The organism is Streptococcus sp. HMSC072D03, assembly GCF_001812855.1.
Lineage (GTDB): Bacteria > Bacillota > Bacilli > Lactobacillales > Streptococcaceae > Streptococcus > Streptococcus salivarius_D.
Window position 1 is genome coordinate 37,029 of record NZ_KV810610.1, and the last position, 17,517, is coordinate 54,545.

Here is a 17,517-nt window from a genome sequence, read left to right on the forward strand (position 1 = left end):
TCAGCATGGCGCTGGCCTTATTTTTTGTTTAAAACGTATCAATGATAAGTTTGAGATTGAGAATGGTTAGGACAATAGCGATGGCATAACCAAGGAAAGTATTCCACTTAGCATTGACGTGTTTTCCCATGAGTGATTTCTTAGAAGTGTAGTAAATCAAAGGGAAGATAGAGAATGGCAAGGCAAGTGAAAGGAAAACCTGTGAATAAACTAGCAGTTGATCCAGAGTCTTTTCTTGATCACCGTAGAGAATAGCTACAACGATAACAGGTAGCAAGGCGAAGAGACGTGTGAATAAACGAATTACCCACTGCGGTAACCTCATATGGAGAAAGCCTTCCATGACAATTTGGCCAGTCAGAGTACCAGTAATGGTAGAGTTTTGACCACTAGCCAAGAGCGCCAAGGCAAAGAGTGTTGAAAGTGTCGAACTAGCTACCGCACCAGCAATCTTAGAGTCCTGAAGAGCATTGTACATCTGTGAGAAAGCTGAAATATCAGAAGCATGACCAAAGAAGAGAGCTGCCCCCAAAATCAAGAGGAGGGAGTTAACCACAAAAGCCAAAGTCAACTGGATGTTAGAATCCCAGGTCATGAAACGGACAGCCTTAGTCACGTCTTTGCCATCAGAATAGTCAACCTTACGAGTCTGTGACAAGGATGAGTGCAAGTAGAGGTTATGTGGCATAACGGTCGCACCCACAATCCCAAGCGCCAAGGTCAACTGGTTGGTATGTCCAGCAGCATGTGGCTCGAAGAGCGTTGGCGTAGGGAGATAACCCTCTAGGATTCCCGTAATACTAGGCTCAGACAAGGCTACCAGATAGACAAAGATAACCAAGATAGTCAAAATCAAGGTTGAAACAATAGCCTCGATTTTTTTGAATCCCAGCTTCATGATGAGCAGTAGCAGGAAGACATCAAGGACTGTCACCAGAATGGCAACCATAATTGGAATACCAAAGAGCAGGTTAAGAGCAATGGCAGAACCAAGCACCTCAGCCAAATCCGTCGCCATTAAGGCCAGCTCCAGAATCACCCAAAGCGTGTATCGCAACCATTTGGGCGAGTGATAGGCAGTCGCTTGAGCTAGGTCCATTTGGGTCACAATCCCTAATTTCCCAGCCATTTGTTGCAACTGCATAGCGATTAAAGATGAAATTAAGATGACAAAAAGCAGACTATACTTGTAGGTCGCCCCACCGACGACACTGGTAATCCAGTTCCCTGGATCCATGTAACCCACTGCCACAAGAGCCCCAGGTCCTAAGAAAGCCTTAAGATTTTGCCAAAAACGATTATTATTTGGTGTATCTATGGATTGGTTTACCTCAGAAAGGGAAACCTTCTTTGAATATGTCATAAACACCTCTTTCTAAGTCATATCTGCCTAAAAGTGTATTATTTCTAGACAGACCGACATCTTTATTATAGCACCATGAGGAAGATGTGCAAGGTTTTGACTTATCTTACATTGGTGTCATAGAGGACTTTTCAGAATTGCCTTTTTATACTAAACTATATGAGTAGATTATTTCATAAATGAGGGAGAAAAATAATTGAAAACATTTCAACTAACAGCTAAGAAAAAGATTACCCTGGCAATCCTAGTTGTCATTGCGCTTGCTTTGCTTATCTTTATCATTAACGTGCAGATGAATCAGCCTGATAACCTACCTGCCAATTACATGGAGCGCCTTAAAAATCCTGGAATGACCGGAGATTACATCAGCCTCTGGAAGTCTCGCTGGCATGAAGAAAACAAAGTATGGATTTATCCTGCGAAACAATACGCTATCTATGCAGTAGCAGCTCTAGCTTGTCTATCAGCTTGGGTAGCAGCTTCAAAAGCAAAATTTTGGAAATAAGAAAATGCTTCCCTCGAAATGAGAGAAGCGTTTTTTCATAACAAATTAAAGTTTGCTTGTCATGATAGCTTTTTGATAGAATACTATTTGGAGGAATGTTACATGTCTAAAAAAATCATTAATGTTGTGGCAGCAGCCATCGAAAAGGATGGCAAAATCTTTTGTGCCCAACGACCAGAAGGAAAAAGTTTAGGAGGATACTGGGAATTTCCTGGAGGTAAGTTGGAAGAAGGAGAATCACCTGAAGAAGCATTAATTCGAGAGATTCATGAAGAATTAAATTCTCAGATTGAGATTATTTCCTTCGTTAATGAAGCTTCCTATGATTATGATTTTGGAACAGTTGTTATGAAAACCTTTCATGCTAAACTCGTTTCTGGAAATCTAGATTTGTTAGAACATCAGGATTCAGCTTGGTTAGAGCCAAGTCGCTTGAAAACTTTGAATTGGGCACCTGTAGACCGACCAGCTGTAGAATTGTTATCAAAATAAGAGCATCACAAATGTGGTGCTCTTATTTATTAGTTATGTAGCGATAGAGAGTATCAGGAATAGGATTATCTAGTTTGAAATTCATAGTAACAATACTTTCATTACCACTTTCCAGTGGGCGCACTAATTCTTCAACAGTAGATGGTACGATGGTTAAGTCACCTAAATAGTAAAAATCTCCACCTTCAGCATCATCTTTAATGATAAATAATTTTAGATCTAATCCATTTTCAGGGGAATTGATAATTGTTTTTACATCTGGTGACTCAAGTGTACGCTTGTTTTTAGAAAACCATTTTAGAGTAGTTTCATTTAATAACTCATCTTCGTATTTGATAGTATCACTGATTTCATCATCTTTATGATAGGTGATGAAGATTGGACAAGTGTTAGTGTTCTTGTCTATTTTATAGCCACCAATATTAAGTGGAGGTTCATCCTTAGACCAGTTAAGAAGTTTACAGACATCACGACGAGAATATTTTTGACCGATTGTAAATATTTCAGGATAATCATTCGTTTTGTAGAGTCCAGCCTTAATAACATCATTAAAAAGCAAGGCAAAATCAGAGTTCTTGAAACAATCTAGGACCTCAGAATTGAGCTTATAAACATTTTTTTCTAGAGTGACCAGAGGTTCAGTACCGAATTTTTTTACCTCTTGAGATTTAAGAAATTGAAGACTTAATACATTTTCAACAGAGGAGATGATTGAGTCTTTAGTAGATAATTGTTCAGTTTCCAGAATCTCAATAAATTTATCTTTCGAGACTTCACCATTTTTGATAAGTTCCTGAAGTAGAAGCAGCTCATGTTTTCGTTTACCAGGAAGAAGTTCAAATGTGATAAAACTCAACCAGTTACTCTCAGTGTCAGTGAGTTCTATTGACTTGTTTGAAAATTTGTTAATAACATCTGCATAGTTTTTGAAGCTATTATTGTTAAAAAATACTATTGGATCAATATTATCAAAGGTTAAATGATCGATTAGCATAGGCGTTCTACCAAGTTTATTTTCAAGATCTGTATAAGCATCTTTGAGAATTTTCATGTTAGATAGAACCGTATTTGTAATCGATTTGAAGATTTGTTCTTTAGCAACTTCCTCAAAGTTTACGGTTGTTAAACCACTCAAGATATTTGGTTCACGCAGTTCACGACGGTAATTATCTTTATTCATAGATTTATCACCGAATAATGCAATTGGAATCAGATAGTTATTTTTGTAATTACCAATAATAGTAACGTAATCTTTGCTTTTATGCTTACGAAGTCCACGACCAAGCTGCTGAACAAAAATGATACTTGATTGCGTGTTACGTAACATAACTACCTGGTTTACGGATGGTATATCTATCCCCTCATTAAAAATATCAACGGTCAAGATATATTCTAGCTCTCCATCTTCTAATTGCTTAACAACCTTTTCACGATAGTTGATATCGTCATCACCAGTCAATGCGATGGTACGTTTTCCATGTTGATTAAGTTTTATTGATAACTCTCTGGCTTCTGCTTTTGATGAGCAAAAAATAAGTCCACGAACTTGATTATTACAAACACCATAGAAATCAATTTTATTTAGAATATGTTTGACACGCTCATCTGATGTAAGGTTTGTGATGTTTGATTTTTCGTCAATAAGTTTCCCATTAATTTCAATGTCTTTAACACCAAAATAAACGAACGGACAAAGCATGTCATTTTCTAATGCATCTTGTAAGCGAATCTCATAGGCAATATTATAGTCAAAAATCTCGTAGATATTTTGGCCATCAGTACGTTCAGGAGTTGCTGTCATACCTAGATAAAAATTCGGTGTAAAATGGTCCATAACTTTTTTGTATGAATCAGCCCCAGCCTTATGCACTTCGTCAATGAGAATATAGTCGAAGAAGTCTTTTGAAAATGCTTTTAAGTTCTCCTCGCGTGACAATGTTTGAATAGTCGCGAAGATATATTTTTTACCAGTTAAATCGTCACCTGAGTGATAAATATATCCTTCAGAGGGATTAAAGCCCAGAACTTTTTGAAAATCTATTAAAGATTTTTTGAGAATCTGTTCACGATGGACGATAAATAACATGCGTTCAGGATTATATTGTTTAACGTCAAAGGCAGATAAAAATGTCTTACCAGTACCCGTGGCACTAATAACGAGTGCCCTATCTTTTCCCTGTTCACGAATATTTCTGAGTCCTTCTAGTGCGGCTTCTTGCATTTTATTAGGAACAATTTTTTCAGCTGAATAGGGGAGTTTCTCTTCATCATTAATCTTTGTGAGACTAATGACCTTCTTTCTCTTTTGAGCATAGGTATCAATTATTTCGGGTGTTAGTAACTCTGATTTTTCCCAAATACGGTCAAATTCTGATTTGGTATTTTGAATGAACTCCCCGTTATGAGTAGAGGTTAGTTTGATATTCCACTCATAATTAATTTTTAAAGCTGTATGAGTAAGGTTGGAACTACCTGAAATCAATACCTGTTTACCAGTATGTTCGAAAATATAGAATTTGGCGTGCATCTGCATCTTTTCAGGCGTTAAACGAACTTCAACATTTTTAAGTTTTAGTAGCTCACGCATTGCATCAGGGTCGTTGAAATCTAGATAAGGGGAAATCAAGATTTTTCCTGGCACTTTCTTATCCATTAGATCTGATAACTGAGACTTAATCATGGCAATTCCATTTTTAGTGACAAAGGCGACAGAAAAGTAGAAAGCAGTACACTTACTCAATTCTTCCTGTAGGTCTGTCAAGACATAGCGCTTTTCATCACTATTATTCACAAGAATTTGGGGAGAATAACCACCCTCTTGATATTTAATGTTATCAACAAAACCAAACTTAAGTGATTTTATCAAAGTGTCCTGAAATAAATTAATTCCCTCTGGCATTGTATAAGCCCTTTCTAAGTTGCAGGATAAACCTATTATAGCAAATACTAGTTACGAAAATGGTTTAGGTTGAAATTTTTAACTTTTTTTCCAATTCTAACTTGCATTCGAATAAACATATCTCTTTTTTGTTCTTCTAGGCTCGGCTGCTCATGGATGACTTCACAAAGATAGTCTCCAATAATTTGATAACCTTGTTCACGAATATCTAAGAGGAATTGAGGCAAGAGTTTAATTTCTTCTTCGAATGATTTACAGTAACGTATAGCGTAGTTACCTTCTGGGAGTATGCTTTTGGTTAGATGAGAGTGATAGATGGGTTCATCATCAAATAGTGTAAACTCTTTGGAATCAAAGTTTTGACTGATGAAATTCTCTTTTGGCATAATTGAACCTACTCGACTAAAATGATTGAAAAAAGGATTGTATTGTATGATTTCTTGCTTAAAACACCGTAAATGAAGTTCGTATTCCTCAGTTGACATCTGATAGATATTTGAATCAATCTGAAAGCGATAAAGAGAACGTTCAGGAAATGTTTGGATTTCTAAGTGTTGAGAGTGGGATTTCGTCTGGTAAAGCAAGGCTCCAGATTGATAGATTTCAATTTCTCGAAGTTGTTTTTTGATACGTTTTTGTTCTTCAATGAGTTGCTGATACTTGTCGATAATCAGTTTGTGAAGGTGTGAATTTTCGATATCAGACAGGATTTCTTTAATCTCTTCCAAAGAAAAGTCAAGTTGACGCAAATACTGTATGGCATCCACTAGGGATGATTGCTCAATATGATAACTTCTATAGTTGGTTTCAGGGTCGACTTGATATGGTTTCAAGAGACCAATCTGATCATAGAATCTTAGCGTACGAATAGGAATATTATTTAATTTGGAGAACTCTCCAATTCGTAAAATGTCTTTCATTTTCCACCAAACTTTCTATTGACTCTCTAGTTACTAGAGACATTATAATATAATTGTGAAATAAATAACAACCTTTATAGAAAGAAGGCGAAATCTATGAAAAATACTAAAATTCGTGCAGTACAATTTGGTTGTGGGAAAATGTCTCAAGTTCTTTTTAAATACATGTTAGATCATGGTATTGAAATCGTTGGAGCGATTGATAATAATCCAAATATTGTTGGTCAAGATGTAGGTGATTTTGCAGGACTCGGTTATAAAACTGGTGTCCTAATTTCAGACAATGCGGAGGAAGTCTTTAGCAATTGTGATGCTGATATCGCCATCGTGACAATTCTTTCCTATATGCCAGAAATGTATGATTTCTTCGAAACAGCTATTAAGCATGGGGTCAATGTTATAACAACTTGTGAAGAAGCCATTTATCCTTGGACAACCTCACCATCTGAGACAAATCGCTTAGATAAATTAGCGAAAAAATATGGCGTTACAATTATGGGATCTGGGATGCAAGATATTTACTGGATTAATATGCCTTGTCTTGCCATGGCAGGGCTAAATAGAATCGATAAGATCAAAGGTAAGGTTAGCTATAATGTAGAAGACTATGGACTTGCTCTTGCAGAAGCTCATGGTGCTGGTTATGATTTAGAACGATTTGATGCTGAAATCGCAAGTGCTGAAAGTTTCCCATCTTATATGTGGAATTCTGCTGAAGCTATTTGTTCAAAAATGAATTGGACCATTAAGGATATTTCTCAAAAGAGTGTTCCTTATGTTCTAGATGAGGATGTCTATTCTGCAACTCTTGGTCGAACTATTAAAGCAGGTGACGTGACAGGTATGTCAGCAGTAACAACGATTCATACTCACCAAGGAGTTGAGTTTGAAGTGGAATGTATAGGTAAGGTATATCGTGAAGATGATGGAGATATGTGTGACTGGGAGATTACTGGTGAGCCTAATCTTGTCTTCTCAGTGTCAAAACCAGATACAGTTGCACATACCTGTGCAACTATTATCAACCGAATTCCTACAGTATTAGATGCACCAGCTGGCTTTGTGACATCTGAAAAAGCTCGTGAAGTTGAATTCCCTACTTATCCATTGCATACTTACGTTAAATAGCAGAAAGTTCTCCCTCTGAAGTTATCAAGAGGGAGAACTTTTTGATAGTTTTGAGTTAAACAACTTCCTTATGTTAGGAGAGTAACATGAAGGTGATGGTTTGGGGATACTTGCAATTATAGTAGTAACTTTGGTAAGTTTTATTATCACAAACCAGGTGAATCAACTAGCTTATTTTTTTACTAACCACTATGCTAGCGGTGATGGGAGGTTCGGTTACTTGAGTAAGGGCTCCAAGAGCAAAATATAAAAGAAGGTTTCACGGTAATTACGAGAGAATTTTTTTCTATTTATACTAATTGTTCTTTGTAACTGGTAAACATCTCGTCAATGTCATCTTCAACCAAGTGATAGATTTTCCAGTCAAATTCAGTTTTAGCAACATCATCAACCAAGACTGTATAACAAAAATCCATATAATCTTCATAAAAATCAGAGATGAAGGGGAGGAGTGTGTCACTAATATCAGATGAATAGAGTTTTTCATCAAGATGTTTAAAGAGATAGTCTGTACCCGTAATCGTTTCATTCTTGAGTTTTTGTGCATCTTCAAGGTTAAAGCTATCACTTTGGGGATTCAGAAAATCGTGCTTTGCTAGCCAGGCTACGAAGACACTGAGATGTAAGGCAGCTCTTTTGCTAATCTCTAGCATATCTGATTTGCTTAGTTTTTCTGAAGTAATATCATTTTCTTCACAATAGAATACAAGTGCATGATCGAAAAAATAATTTGTGCGGTCTATGGGAAAGTCTAATTGACTTTCTTCTCTCTTTGTCTCAGGCTGTTCAACTACAGTTGATTTTTTCTTAAAAAGGGACTTCAATTTTTTAAACATGTTTATACCTCATATAAAAATATCCCATTATTCAAATAATGGGATATGATTATTATTTCATCGTTGGGAACAACAAGACATCACGGATGGTTGTTGTGTCAGTGAGGAGCATGCAGAGACGGTCGATACCGATTCCGAGTCCACCTGTTGGTGGCATACCGTATTCAAGTGCTTCAACGTAGTCGTAGTCGATGCCTGTTGCTTCGTCATCACCGAGTTCTTTAGCAGCAGCTTGTGCTTCGAAACGTGACAATTGATCGATTGGGTCGTTCAATTCGGTAAAGGCATTTCCGTACTCTTTAGTCATGATGAAGAGTTCGAAACGGTCAGTGAAGCGTGGGTCTTCTGGATTTTTCTTAGCCAATGGAGACACAGCAACTGGGTGACCGTAAACGAATGTTGGTTGAATCAATGTTTCTTCAACGAATTCTTCGAAGAAGGCGTTGATGATGTGACCAACTTCAGTGTAGTGTTTTTCAACAGGAACATTCTTTTCAGCAGCGATAGCTTTGGCTTCATCCAAAGTCATGTCTTGCCAGAAGTCAACGCCAGTGATTTCTTTGATAGCGTCAACCATGTGGATGCGTTTGAATGGTTCGTTGATCTTGATTTCAGTTCCTTGATAGTTGATAGGTCCGTCACCTTTAACAGCTTTAGCAGCGTGTTGGATGATACCTTCAGTCAAGTTCATGATATCGTGGAAGTCAGCGTATGCTTGGTAAACTTCGATAGATGTGAACTCAGGGTTGTGAGTGGCATCCATACCTTCGTTACGGAAGATACGTCCGATTTCGTAAACGCGTTCCATACCACCAACGATGAGACGTTTGAGGTGGAGCTCAGTCGCGATACGAAGCACCATGTCGATGTTTTGTGCATTGTGGTGAGTGATGAAAGGTTTAGCAGCAGCACCACCAGCTTCGTTGTGAAGGACAGGTGTTTCTACTTCAAGGAAACCTTGAGCATCGAGGTAGCGACGGATTTCAGAAATGATTTTTGAACGTGTAACAAAGCGGTCAAAGCTTTCACGGTTAGAAATCAAATCGAGGTAACGTTTACGGTAGATTGTTTCAACGTCTGAAAGTCCGTGGAATTTCTCAGGCAATGGACGAAGGGCTTTAGACAAGTGTGTGATATGAGTAGCTTTGATAGAAAGTTCTCCCATATCTGTTCGCATGACTTCACCTTCGACACCGAGGAAGTCACCAAGGTCAGCTTTCTTGAAGATTTCGTAGTTTTCTTCACCGACAGCATCTTTACGCACGTAGATTTGGATTTGACCATCGCGGTCTTGGATGTGGGCGAAGCCAACTTTACCTTTACCACGTTTAGTCATCAAACGACCTGCGATAGTAGCAGTTTCGTTGATTTCGTGCAATTCTTCTTTTGTTTTGTCAGCGTATTTTTCTTTTAATTGACCAGATGTAGCTGTGCGTTCGAATCGCTTACCAAAAGGATCGATTCCTTGTTCAGCCAAGGCCGCCATTTTTTCACGACGGACAATCTGTTGATCGTTCAATTCTTCCATGTGTTGATTTGACATGTTAGTCCTCCATAAAATAGTCGTAATTATTGTATCATAAATCACCCTCTAAAGATAGGACAAATGATTAAATGTCAGATGAATAAAGCTAGGATTTGTCTATTTTTAGGACAAATCATTAACTAGTATTAACGCTAGATTAGAAAGTTATAGAATTTATTGACAAATATAATAATAAGGGTGTACAATAGCAAAGTAAGTTTCGTATGATATAAGGAGGAAATACGATGAAAAAGAAAAATTATGTTAGTAAAGCTGTGATGCTTGGCGCTTTACTAGCACCTATTGGGATGCCTACGGTATCTGTGTTAGCAGATAGCTTTTATCAAAATCAAACGAGTGCTCACGCTGCTGATATTACAAACTGGATTGCCAGCACACCTGAACAAATTACAAATAATTTGACAACTCAGAACATCAATCCACAGCAGTTAGATGGCCAACAATACGTGATTCAATGGGGAGATACCTTGTGGGGAATCTCTCAAGCGACTGGAATTTCTATTGAAAAATTAGCCTACGATAATAATATTCAGAATATTGACCTTATCTTCGCAGGTGACGTCCTCATCTTGAAACGTGATGGTGATGTCCCAGCAGGTTACCATGTGACTGGTAATGGTTACCGTTGTGCACATTCTAAGATTGTTATCAACAACTATTATGGTGATAACAACCGAGTGATTATCAATAACAGCACTTTTGTCTCTGATGACCATTCTAAGAATACAGTGATCTACGCTCCAGATAATTCTGACAATAGCGTTTCATTCTCAAATAGCACGACTAACAATAATAACGATAAAGATAAAGATACTAAAGATTCTAAAGATAGTAAGGATTCATCTTCATCATCAGAATCTAAAGATGCTTCATCAAGTTCAACAAGTGGATCTTCATCATCTTCTTCTGCATCAAGCTCAACAGCAAGTAGTAGTGAAAGCAAAGCAAGTACAGAAAGTTCTAAGGAAAAAGAATTGACTGATGATGCTTTCCAAGACAAGGTTCAAAGTGAATTCGAACAAGTTTATCAACAAAAACGTTCAGGTAGTCCTGCATGGACTTTCTTCTCACATGCAGATGATAAGAATGGTAAAAATGTTGAATATAAGAAGGACACTGAAAGCAAAGCCCTTTACCTTCAAGGTGAAACGCCAAAGGCTAAAGATATTGTTGATGGACCTAAAGATGGTGCCAAAACGGAAGTCAATGCCAAGGCTCTCGCTCAAAAGATTTATGATGTTCTTAACAGTGATAGTAAGATGTCAGATCTTATCAAGGCAAGATATGCCCAAATCCAGGTAAATTATAAGGGTGATAAGTGGGCTTTCAACGTTGATGTTTACAAAGAAAAAGAAAGTTCATCATCAAGCACTGAAAAATCATCTGAATCTAAGGCTTCATCAAGTGTTGAACGCTCATCATCAAGTTCTTCAAGCCACACTGAAACAGACTCAGAGGCAACTTTCTCTGACCTAACTGGTGACGAATAGAGAGGGGCAAGACATGTCAAAGAGAAATATCATTATTAGTGTCGTTCTCGCCTGTCTCTTGGTTACGGGAGCTGGATTTGGTGCTTTCTATTACTGGGGAACACACCATTTGGATAGTGTTGTACCTGGCAAGGTTTACCAATACTCAAGTTCTCTAAATGGTGAGGTCAATAATCGTGTCATGTATGTAGCTTTCCAAGAAGGCGGTAACAAGGCACTTGTGAGTCAGGATCGTACGACAGTGGTTAATGCTGCTAAGAGCCAAACAGATTTTGACAAGGCCTATAATGACCAAACAGCTAAGTGGGAATACAGCGTGACAAAGACAACATTGACTCTCGGTAAAAAAGAGGACGATCAATTGTCACAATGGCAGTACAACAAGGTCTTTGCTTATGGTGACCACTTCACATCAAAAGACTTCTATTATCAGATTGCCAAAGGTGGTCAGGGTGAAGTCAAACAAAAAATGACCTTTAAAGAAATTAAATAAGTGTCTGAATATGACAAGATGCATTAGGTTTGGGACAAATTGTTCCAAACCTTTTTCTATCTTCAAAACACGAATAATCTTTTCTTAAATGGGGTCGAAAATTGAAATAAGAGGGCAAAAACGGTATAATAAGACTGTTTGGGCAATTGCACTCTGATAAAAAACAGATTAGTAAGATTGCCCCTAGACAGTTGACTTAAAGCTTACTTTTGCAAGACCTAGGATTAAATTAGGAGCTGACTGATATTGCAGTCTAGTTGTTAGATCTCTTAACTTACCTAAGTCTCTGACAAGAGAATGATATAAGAAAGAACGGACAGATGATTACCTCTATTGTTTTTGACGTTGACGATACTATTTATGACCAACAGGCACCTTATCGTATTGCCATGGAAAAATGTTTCCCTGACTTTGATATGAGTCACATGAATCAAGCCTACATTCGTTTCCGCCACTATTCTGATGTTGGTTTTCCACGTGTAATGGCCGGTGAGTGGACAACCGAATATTTCCGTTTTTGGCGCTGTAAAGAGACGCTTTTGGAGTTTGGCTACCGTGAAATTGATGAAGAAACGGGTAACCATTTCCAAGAGGTTTACGAGCATGAGTTGGAAAATATCACCATGCTTGATGAGATGCGCATGACCCTTGATTTCCTTAAGGAAAAAAATGTGCCTATGGGTATTATTACCAATGGTCCGACAGAGCACCAACTTAAGAAGGTTAAGAAGTTGGGACTTTATGATTACGTGGACCCTAAACGTGTCATCGTCAGTCAGGCGACAGGTTTCCAAAAGCCTGAGAAGGAAATCTTCAATCTCGCAGCTGAGCAATTTGACATGAATCCATCAACGACACTCTATGTTGGAGATTCTTATGACAATGATGTCATGGGTGCCTTCAATGGTGGCTGGCATTCTATGTGGTTTAACCACCGTGGCCGTAGCCTCAAACCAGGTACTAAGCCAGTATTCGACTTGGAAATCGATAGTTTTGAGCAACTCTTTGGAGCGGTGAAAGTCCTTTTCGACCTTCCAAATAACAAATATATCTTTGATATCAATGATAATGAAAATCCAGTCCTTCAACTAGGTATCAATAATGGTCTTATGATGGCGGCTGAACGTCTTCTTGAGAGCAATATGAGTATTGATAAAGTGGTTATCCTTCTTCGTTTGAATGCTAACCAGGAAAAAATCCTTCGTATGAAATATGGAAGATAAATAGAGCGGCCTCGTGTGGCCGTTTTATTTATCAGAAAATGAAAATGAGAGAGGGAAGAAATAATGGAGGTGAAGCTCTTAAAGTAATAGCTTTAAGGGCTTTTTGAGTGTTAAAAAGCGACCCTTAATCAGGATCGCTTGTCTTATGAAGTCAGTCGATGATTTAGCTAATCTTGTTTTGTTCATCCATATAGGACGTATCATTCCAACATTTAAGAGTGAAGTGCTCGAAATCATTGGTTTCGAGAATAGTGACAGAAGCATTGTCAAGACCTCCTGCTTTACGAAGAAGACCAGGTTCAAAACCAAGGAGGGTACGGATAGAAGCTGTTAGGTTAGCTCCGTGACCGACAACGAGGACATTTTTAGCATCACTATCTTTAAGTGTTTTGACAAATTCGGCCACACGTTTTGTTGTTTTGTAGACAGATTCCGCTTGGAAGTCCTTAGCACGGAAATTGGCTAGATTGTTACGGAAGGCATCCATTTCTTTTGGATAGATGGCTTGGATAAGGGAAATCTTTTGCCCCTCTAGTTTACCTAGTTGCCATTCACGCAAAGCTTTAGTGTAGGTAACTTTAGCTTTATGCTTTTGAGACTCCATGATGAGCTCTGTAGTTTTTTTAGCACGAGGTAGGTCACTTGAGAAGACCAAGTCAAAATGAGTGTCACTGAGGTAGTGACCTAGCTCACGTACTTGTTCGATAGATTCTTTAAGTAAAGGCGAGTCTCCCTTGGCACCTTGAAGTCGGCCTTCCAAGTTCCACTCAGTTTTACCGTGACGTACAAAATACAGTTTCATGATTACTCCTTAATATCAGCAAATTCAGCATTAACAAAATCAGCAAGTTCTTGACTATTGATACGAATAGAACGCCCAATTTCCCCCGCTGAGACAATGAGGAAGCCAGCATCTTGGGCAGACTGATCGATGTAAATAGGGAAATTATGTTTTTGGCGAATTCCCACAGGATTGTTAGCCCCGTGAACATAGCCAGTTGTTTTTTGGAGATCCTTTTGTGGAATCATTTGAACCTTCTTGTTCCCTGAAATTTTAGCTAATTTCTTTTCAGACAGGTGTTCGGTGATAGGGACAATGCCGATGACAGGCCCTGTCTTATCTCCCTTAAGGGCGAGGGTTTTATAAATGCTCTCACGCGCCACATCTTCTGGAAGATCCCCCTCTAAACCATTGAAGGATAAGCTATCATGGTCAATCTTAGCTTTATCAAGAATTTGGTCAACCAGGGTCTTCTTGACTTTGCCTTTCTTAGCCATTGTCATATCTCCTTTTAAAGTTATTCATTTCTACCATCCATTATAACATATTCGTCCGAACAAGCCTAAACCAATTTGACAAGAAGAAAACCAGTGCTTTAGACACTGGTTTTTACTGACTACTAGATGAACTTGTCGAAGTAGTCTTCTTATTTTTAGTTGGTTTTTGCTTAATCTTACCAAAGAGTTTTTCAAAGGTTTTACGTTTGTTTTTCTCGGGATTGATTTGGCTAAGATCTAGAATATTATCGAATCCAGGAAGACTTCCTTGTGAGGTATACTGATGTAGATCATAGTCAATATCAGTGTTTGGCAAAGTCTCATAGTAACCAGAGTCAGTACCGTAGGCGGGAATCCAAACAGCATCGAAGTTTCTGGTTGAAACCTCTTGCTCAAGCATGAAATAAGCACCGATATAGAGACCGACTTTATCAGCTCCTAGACGTTTGAGCTCAGCTAGAAAAGCTTGGACACCTTCCTCCATATTAGGCATGGTTTCCTCTTCAACGTCAATCCAGTAATAGGTAGGTTTGTATGGAGAAGCATTTTTGTAGAAAATACGAGCCTCCTCCTTCATCTCCTTGACAGAAGCACCTTGAGCGTAGGAATAGACGGCAACTGGAACATCACGTTTTTGGAGTTCTTTGATATGTGTTTTAAAAGATTTGTCAACCCCATTCGAACTAGCGGCATTGCTATCCTTACTAATCTGTGATCCGCCAAAGACACGGATAATAGCACCAGAAATATGATTTGACAAGACATCGTAATCGATATCCTGAGGTAGTTGCCACCCCGAAAGGTCGATAATGGGATTGAGTTTCAGCTCCTCGTCGGAACTACTAGATGTACTACTGGTTGTTGTTTTCGGTGTAGTAGCAGAAGGAATAGCAGATTTCACGTTTTGGAGATGCGCCTGCTGTTTGGACGTATTGTGAATATTTGCAATAACTAATGCTAATCCTAAAAGAGCTAGAACCACGTAAACAACGATCGGTTTTATTCTTTTTCTCATTACTCCCATTTTACCTTAAATAGCGCAAAAATGCAAAATAGAGTGTTTATAAATTCTGTGAGAGATATTAAAGTGACTGATTTCCAAAAAGCCTTTGTAGTGCTGACTTAGGCACATTTTATGAATAAGGGTGTTTTGCGTTGGTCTTGAATTAAGTGAATTTTTCATTTATTAAAGCAAGAAATTTAGCCTAAAAGTCAGTTTCTTCCTTGAAACTAGCGCCACTAGTGGCATCAGACCAGGCGACAAGAGCTTGAGCAGAGTTATCAAGATAGGTCTTGAGAGGTTGCTTCAAATCATAAATAGTCTCCCAAAATCCTAGGACTTTTCCTTCGTTGTCGATAGCAGCTTGGTAGGTCTGGATGAGGACTTGATCAAAACTGTCAGTTGGAATCTGATAACTTCTTTCTTTGGTAGAGGATGCTAGAACTTCAGACATGACCCAATCAGGCAGATTTTCAGGCTCACGGGGGAAGAAACTACCGTCAGCGCCACCGTTGTCGTAGAGAAAGTTTCCTTGGGCATCATAGGCTGCTAATTTATAGGGCAGGTGATTCAGTAGTGTTTTTAAATCATTCATACCTTCATCATAGCTTCTTTCAGGAGAAATGGCAATGCTTTGGATTGGAAACAATACTATCATAGGATAGTATCAGTTTGTCCGAGGAAAGTATTATCTCTTGGAGCAGTATCAGGGTATAATAAAGTAAAAGAAGACTCGAGGTGAAAACATGTCAAAACTTATTTTTCTAGATGTTGATGGGACATTGGTGGATTATCATAACCGCATTCCAGAGTCAGCAGTCAAGGCTATTCGTCAGGCGCGTGAAAAGGGCCATCTGGTCTATGTTTGTACCGGACGTAGTAAGGCAGAAATGCAACCAGAATTATGGGAAATTGGCTTGGATGGGATGATTGGTGGCAATGGCTCTTATGTGGAGCATCATGGTCAGGTCCTCATGCATCAGCTGATTTCCAAGGAAGATGCAGCAAAGATTGTGGATTGGCTAACAGAGCGCCATCTGGCCTTTTATCTGGAGAGCAATAACGGCCTCTTTGCTAGTCCTGATTTTCGGGAGCGGGCGCGTGAGACACTAAAGACTTACGCTATTCAAAAGGGGCAATCTGCAGAGTCTGTTGAGGGTAAGGAACCAGAAGATTTCATTCATGGCCTCCAGTATGGTGGAGAACTCTATCGTGACGACCTAAACAAGGTCAGTTTTGTTTTGGAGTCTTATCAGGATCACTTGGATTCCAAAGAAGCTTTTCCACAGCTTGAAGCCCATACTTGGGGAGGGCGAGGTGAAACAGCCTTGTTTGGTGACTTGGGTGTTAAGGATATTAACAAGGCCCATGCCATTGATGTTCTTTTGGAACATTTGGGTGCTAAGCGTTCGGACACCATTGCTTTCGGAGATGCCAAGATTGATATCCCTATGTTGGAATACTGTGAGGTTGGCGTTGCCATGGGAAATGGTGGGCCAGAAATCTTGGCTATGGCAGACTTTGTAACAGACGATGTTGAAGCTGATGGCTTGTACAAGGCATTTGATAAATTAGGCTTATTGCAATAGAAAAAACTGAGTTACCTAGGGTAGCTCAGTTTGTATTTTATGCTGGTTTACGACCGATAAATTTTTTCAAGAGATATAAGAGATAGCCAACAGCGATATACCCAGCACTGATGACCAGGACGTTTACCAAAACCTTGTTCCAACCAAATTTATTGACATTGATAAAGAAGTAGGCGAAGGGGCTATCTTTGGCACCTGGAATTGGGAGTTTTAGCACCAGCCCATTTAGCAGGGCAAAGGCAAAGTAAGACAGAGGGACCACGGACCAGTAAATTGGCTCACGTAGATGGTAGGCTTTCTTAGCATCGAAAATAAGGGTATCAAGCACCAATCCCCAAGGCACAATATAGTGGACCAAGAAGTTACGGAGGGTCCAGAATTTCTCAGGTTCCGTAATAGGTGCCAAGAGGATATGATAGATGACTCCAGTGATGAGGATAGCCATGGTTACACCACCCTTGTAACGTAAGAGTTTGGTGTTAGTTGTCGCATCCCCTTTTTTGAAGTCATAGAAGATGAAGAAAATCAAACTGGAGAAGACCAGGATATTGGACAAAACAGTGTAATAGAGCAACATGCCCCAACCATCATCATGGATTTGGATAGAAACTCCTACTAGTCCACAGAGAGCTAGTAAGATACGGTAAAATCGTGAAATAGTCATAAGCTTCCTTTTCCTAATAAATAATTTCTCTTATCATATCACATTTTTCACTAACAAATTATTGAAAATTCTAGTAAAATCAAAGTAAGAA

General features: G+C 38.8%; 17 protein-coding genes. 7 read left to right on the top strand and 10 right to left on the bottom strand.

Features of this window, described 5'->3' with window-relative positions; all coding sequences use genetic code 11:
- Nucleotides 1–28 precede the first annotated feature (28 nt).
- Nucleotides 29–1,363 carry an Nramp family divalent metal transporter gene (locus HMPREF2877_RS00645; protein WP_021144417.1) on the bottom strand — a complete coding sequence of 445 codons (1,335 nt, stop codon included), beginning with the start codon at nt 1,361–1,363 and terminating at the stop codon, nt 29–31.
- A 196-nt stretch (nt 1,364–1,559) separates the two neighbouring features.
- Here HMPREF2877_RS00645 and HMPREF2877_RS00650 point away from each other — a divergent pair, with 196 nt between their 5' ends.
- Nucleotides 1,560–1,868 (top strand): hypothetical protein, encoded by a 309-nt coding sequence (locus tag HMPREF2877_RS00650; protein WP_048790723.1) that lies wholly within the window; start codon nt 1,560–1,562, stop codon nt 1,866–1,868.
- 102 nt (nt 1,869–1,970) lie between these two features.
- Nucleotides 1,971–2,360, top strand: a complete 390-nt coding sequence (locus HMPREF2877_RS00655; RefSeq protein WP_014634214.1) for a (deoxy)nucleoside triphosphate pyrophosphohydrolase — start codon at nt 1,971–1,973, stop codon at nt 2,358–2,360.
- 22 nt (nt 2,361–2,382) lie between these two features.
- Here the strand turns inward: HMPREF2877_RS00655 and HMPREF2877_RS00660 are convergent, their stop codons facing one another.
- Nucleotides 2,383–5,259: a DEAD/DEAH box helicase gene (locus tag HMPREF2877_RS00660; protein WP_070578029.1), complete on the bottom strand. Its 2,877-nt coding sequence runs from the start codon at nt 5,257–5,259 to the stop codon at nt 2,383–2,385.
- A gap of 47 nt (nt 5,260–5,306) precedes the next feature.
- Entirely contained in the window at nt 5,307–6,179 is an 873-nt protein-coding gene (locus tag HMPREF2877_RS00665) for a MerR family transcriptional regulator (RefSeq protein ID WP_045768907.1), read from the bottom strand.
- 96 nt (nt 6,180–6,275) lie between these two features.
- Here HMPREF2877_RS00665 and HMPREF2877_RS00670 point away from each other — a divergent pair, with 96 nt between their 5' ends.
- Complete coding sequence (locus HMPREF2877_RS00670) at nt 6,276–7,307, top strand: NAD(P)H-dependent amine dehydrogenase family protein (RefSeq protein ID WP_013990830.1); 1,032 nt, start codon at nt 6,276–6,278, stop codon at nt 7,305–7,307.
- A gap of 290 nt (nt 7,308–7,597) precedes the next feature.
- On the opposite strand, the gene HMPREF2877_RS00675 is transcribed toward HMPREF2877_RS00670, so the two are convergent.
- A complete protein-coding gene (locus HMPREF2877_RS00675; RefSeq protein ID WP_045768906.1) occupies nt 7,598–8,143 on the bottom strand; it encodes a DUF7832 domain-containing protein in 546 nt (181 codons plus the stop codon).
- 52 nt (nt 8,144–8,195) lie between these two features.
- The gene (gene lysS, locus HMPREF2877_RS00680; RefSeq protein WP_013990828.1) at nt 8,196–9,686 is read right to left on the bottom strand and encodes a lysine--tRNA ligase; all 1,491 of its coding nucleotides are present in this window, start codon (nt 9,684–9,686) and stop codon (nt 8,196–8,198) included.
- A 227-nt stretch (nt 9,687–9,913) separates the two neighbouring features.
- Here lysS and HMPREF2877_RS00685 point away from each other — a divergent pair, with 227 nt between their 5' ends.
- From HMPREF2877_RS00685 to HMPREF2877_RS00695, 3 genes are all read left to right on the top strand, one after another.
- Complete coding sequence (locus HMPREF2877_RS00685) at nt 9,914–11,179, top strand: LysM peptidoglycan-binding domain-containing protein (RefSeq protein WP_004182768.1); 1,266 nt, start codon at nt 9,914–9,916, stop codon at nt 11,177–11,179.
- Between the two features lie 13 nt (nt 11,180–11,192).
- Complete coding sequence (locus HMPREF2877_RS00690) at nt 11,193–11,672, top strand: hypothetical protein (RefSeq protein WP_004182767.1); 480 nt, start codon at nt 11,193–11,195, stop codon at nt 11,670–11,672.
- A 320-nt stretch (nt 11,673–11,992) separates the two neighbouring features.
- Nucleotides 11,993–12,895, top strand: coding sequence for an HAD family hydrolase (locus tag HMPREF2877_RS00695; protein ID WP_002890593.1), 903 nt, complete (start codon nt 11,993–11,995; stop codon nt 12,893–12,895).
- Between the two features lie 163 nt (nt 12,896–13,058).
- Here the strand turns inward: HMPREF2877_RS00695 and HMPREF2877_RS00700 are convergent, their stop codons facing one another.
- The 4 genes from HMPREF2877_RS00700 to HMPREF2877_RS00715 form a co-directional block, all read right to left on the bottom strand.
- Nucleotides 13,059–13,697 carry a histidine phosphatase family protein gene (locus HMPREF2877_RS00700; RefSeq protein ID WP_004182766.1) on the bottom strand — a complete coding sequence of 213 codons (639 nt, stop codon included), beginning with the start codon at nt 13,695–13,697 and terminating at the stop codon, nt 13,059–13,061.
- A 2-nt stretch (nt 13,698–13,699) separates the two neighbouring features.
- Nucleotides 13,700–14,173, bottom strand: coding sequence for an aminoacyl-tRNA deacylase (locus HMPREF2877_RS00705; RefSeq protein ID WP_045768905.1), 474 nt, complete (start codon nt 14,171–14,173; stop codon nt 13,700–13,702).
- 112 nt (nt 14,174–14,285) lie between these two features.
- Nucleotides 14,286–15,188, bottom strand: coding sequence for a glycoside hydrolase family 25 protein (locus HMPREF2877_RS00710; protein WP_049553764.1), 903 nt, complete (start codon nt 15,186–15,188; stop codon nt 14,286–14,288).
- A gap of 190 nt (nt 15,189–15,378) precedes the next feature.
- Nucleotides 15,379–15,768 (bottom strand): hypothetical protein, encoded by a 390-nt coding sequence (locus tag HMPREF2877_RS00715; protein WP_004182763.1) that lies wholly within the window; start codon nt 15,766–15,768, stop codon nt 15,379–15,381.
- A gap of 151 nt (nt 15,769–15,919) precedes the next feature.
- Between HMPREF2877_RS00715 and HMPREF2877_RS00720 the strand changes: the two genes are divergently transcribed.
- Entirely contained in the window at nt 15,920–16,762 is an 843-nt protein-coding gene (locus HMPREF2877_RS00720) for a Cof-type HAD-IIB family hydrolase (protein ID WP_070578032.1), read from the top strand.
- A gap of 37 nt (nt 16,763–16,799) precedes the next feature.
- Here HMPREF2877_RS00720 and HMPREF2877_RS00725 read toward each other — a convergent pair whose 3' ends face one another.
- A complete protein-coding gene (locus HMPREF2877_RS00725) occupies nt 16,800–17,426 on the bottom strand; it encodes a Pr6Pr family membrane protein (RefSeq protein ID WP_070578035.1) in 627 nt (208 codons plus the stop codon).
- Between the last annotated feature and the right edge of the window lie 91 nt (nt 17,427–17,517).

Bases quoted from the DNA above. Each gene is read 5' to 3' on its own strand.
- HMPREF2877_RS00645 (WP_021144417.1), bottom strand. From the start codon at position 1,363: ATGACATATTCAAAGAAGGTTTCCCTTTCTGAGGTAAACCAATCCATA.
- HMPREF2877_RS00655 (WP_014634214.1), top strand. From the start codon at position 1,971: ATGTCTAAAAAAATCATTAATGTTGTGGCAGCAGCCATCGAAAAGGAT.
- HMPREF2877_RS00660 (WP_070578029.1), bottom strand. From the start codon at position 5,259: ATGCCAGAGGGAATTAATTTATTTCAGGACACTTTGATAAAATCACTT.
- HMPREF2877_RS00665 (WP_045768907.1), bottom strand. From the start codon at position 6,179: ATGAAAGACATTTTACGAATTGGAGAGTTCTCCAAATTAAATAATATT.
- HMPREF2877_RS00670 (WP_013990830.1), top strand. From the start codon at position 6,276: ATGAAAAATACTAAAATTCGTGCAGTACAATTTGGTTGTGGGAAAATG.
- HMPREF2877_RS00675 (WP_045768906.1), bottom strand. From the start codon at position 8,143: ATGTTTAAAAAATTGAAGTCCCTTTTTAAGAAAAAATCAACTGTAGTT.
- lysS (WP_013990828.1), bottom strand. From the start codon at position 9,686: ATGTCAAATCAACACATGGAAGAATTGAACGATCAACAGATTGTCCGT.
- HMPREF2877_RS00685 (WP_004182768.1), top strand. From the start codon at position 9,914: ATGAAAAAGAAAAATTATGTTAGTAAAGCTGTGATGCTTGGCGCTTTA.
- HMPREF2877_RS00690 (WP_004182767.1), top strand. From the start codon at position 11,193: ATGTCAAAGAGAAATATCATTATTAGTGTCGTTCTCGCCTGTCTCTTG.
- HMPREF2877_RS00695 (WP_002890593.1), top strand. From the start codon at position 11,993: ATGATTACCTCTATTGTTTTTGACGTTGACGATACTATTTATGACCAA.
- HMPREF2877_RS00700 (WP_004182766.1), bottom strand. From the start codon at position 13,697: ATGAAACTGTATTTTGTACGTCACGGTAAAACTGAGTGGAACTTGGAA.
- HMPREF2877_RS00705 (WP_045768905.1), bottom strand. From the start codon at position 14,173: ATGGCTAAGAAAGGCAAAGTCAAGAAGACCCTGGTTGACCAAATTCTT.
- HMPREF2877_RS00710 (WP_049553764.1), bottom strand. From the start codon at position 15,188: ATGAGAAAAAGAATAAAACCGATCGTTGTTTACGTGGTTCTAGCTCTT.
- HMPREF2877_RS00715 (WP_004182763.1), bottom strand. From the start codon at position 15,768: ATGAATGATTTAAAAACACTACTGAATCACCTGCCCTATAAATTAGCA.
- HMPREF2877_RS00720 (WP_070578032.1), top strand. From the start codon at position 15,920: ATGTCAAAACTTATTTTTCTAGATGTTGATGGGACATTGGTGGATTAT.
- HMPREF2877_RS00725 (WP_070578035.1), bottom strand. From the start codon at position 17,426: ATGACTATTTCACGATTTTACCGTATCTTACTAGCTCTCTGTGGACTA.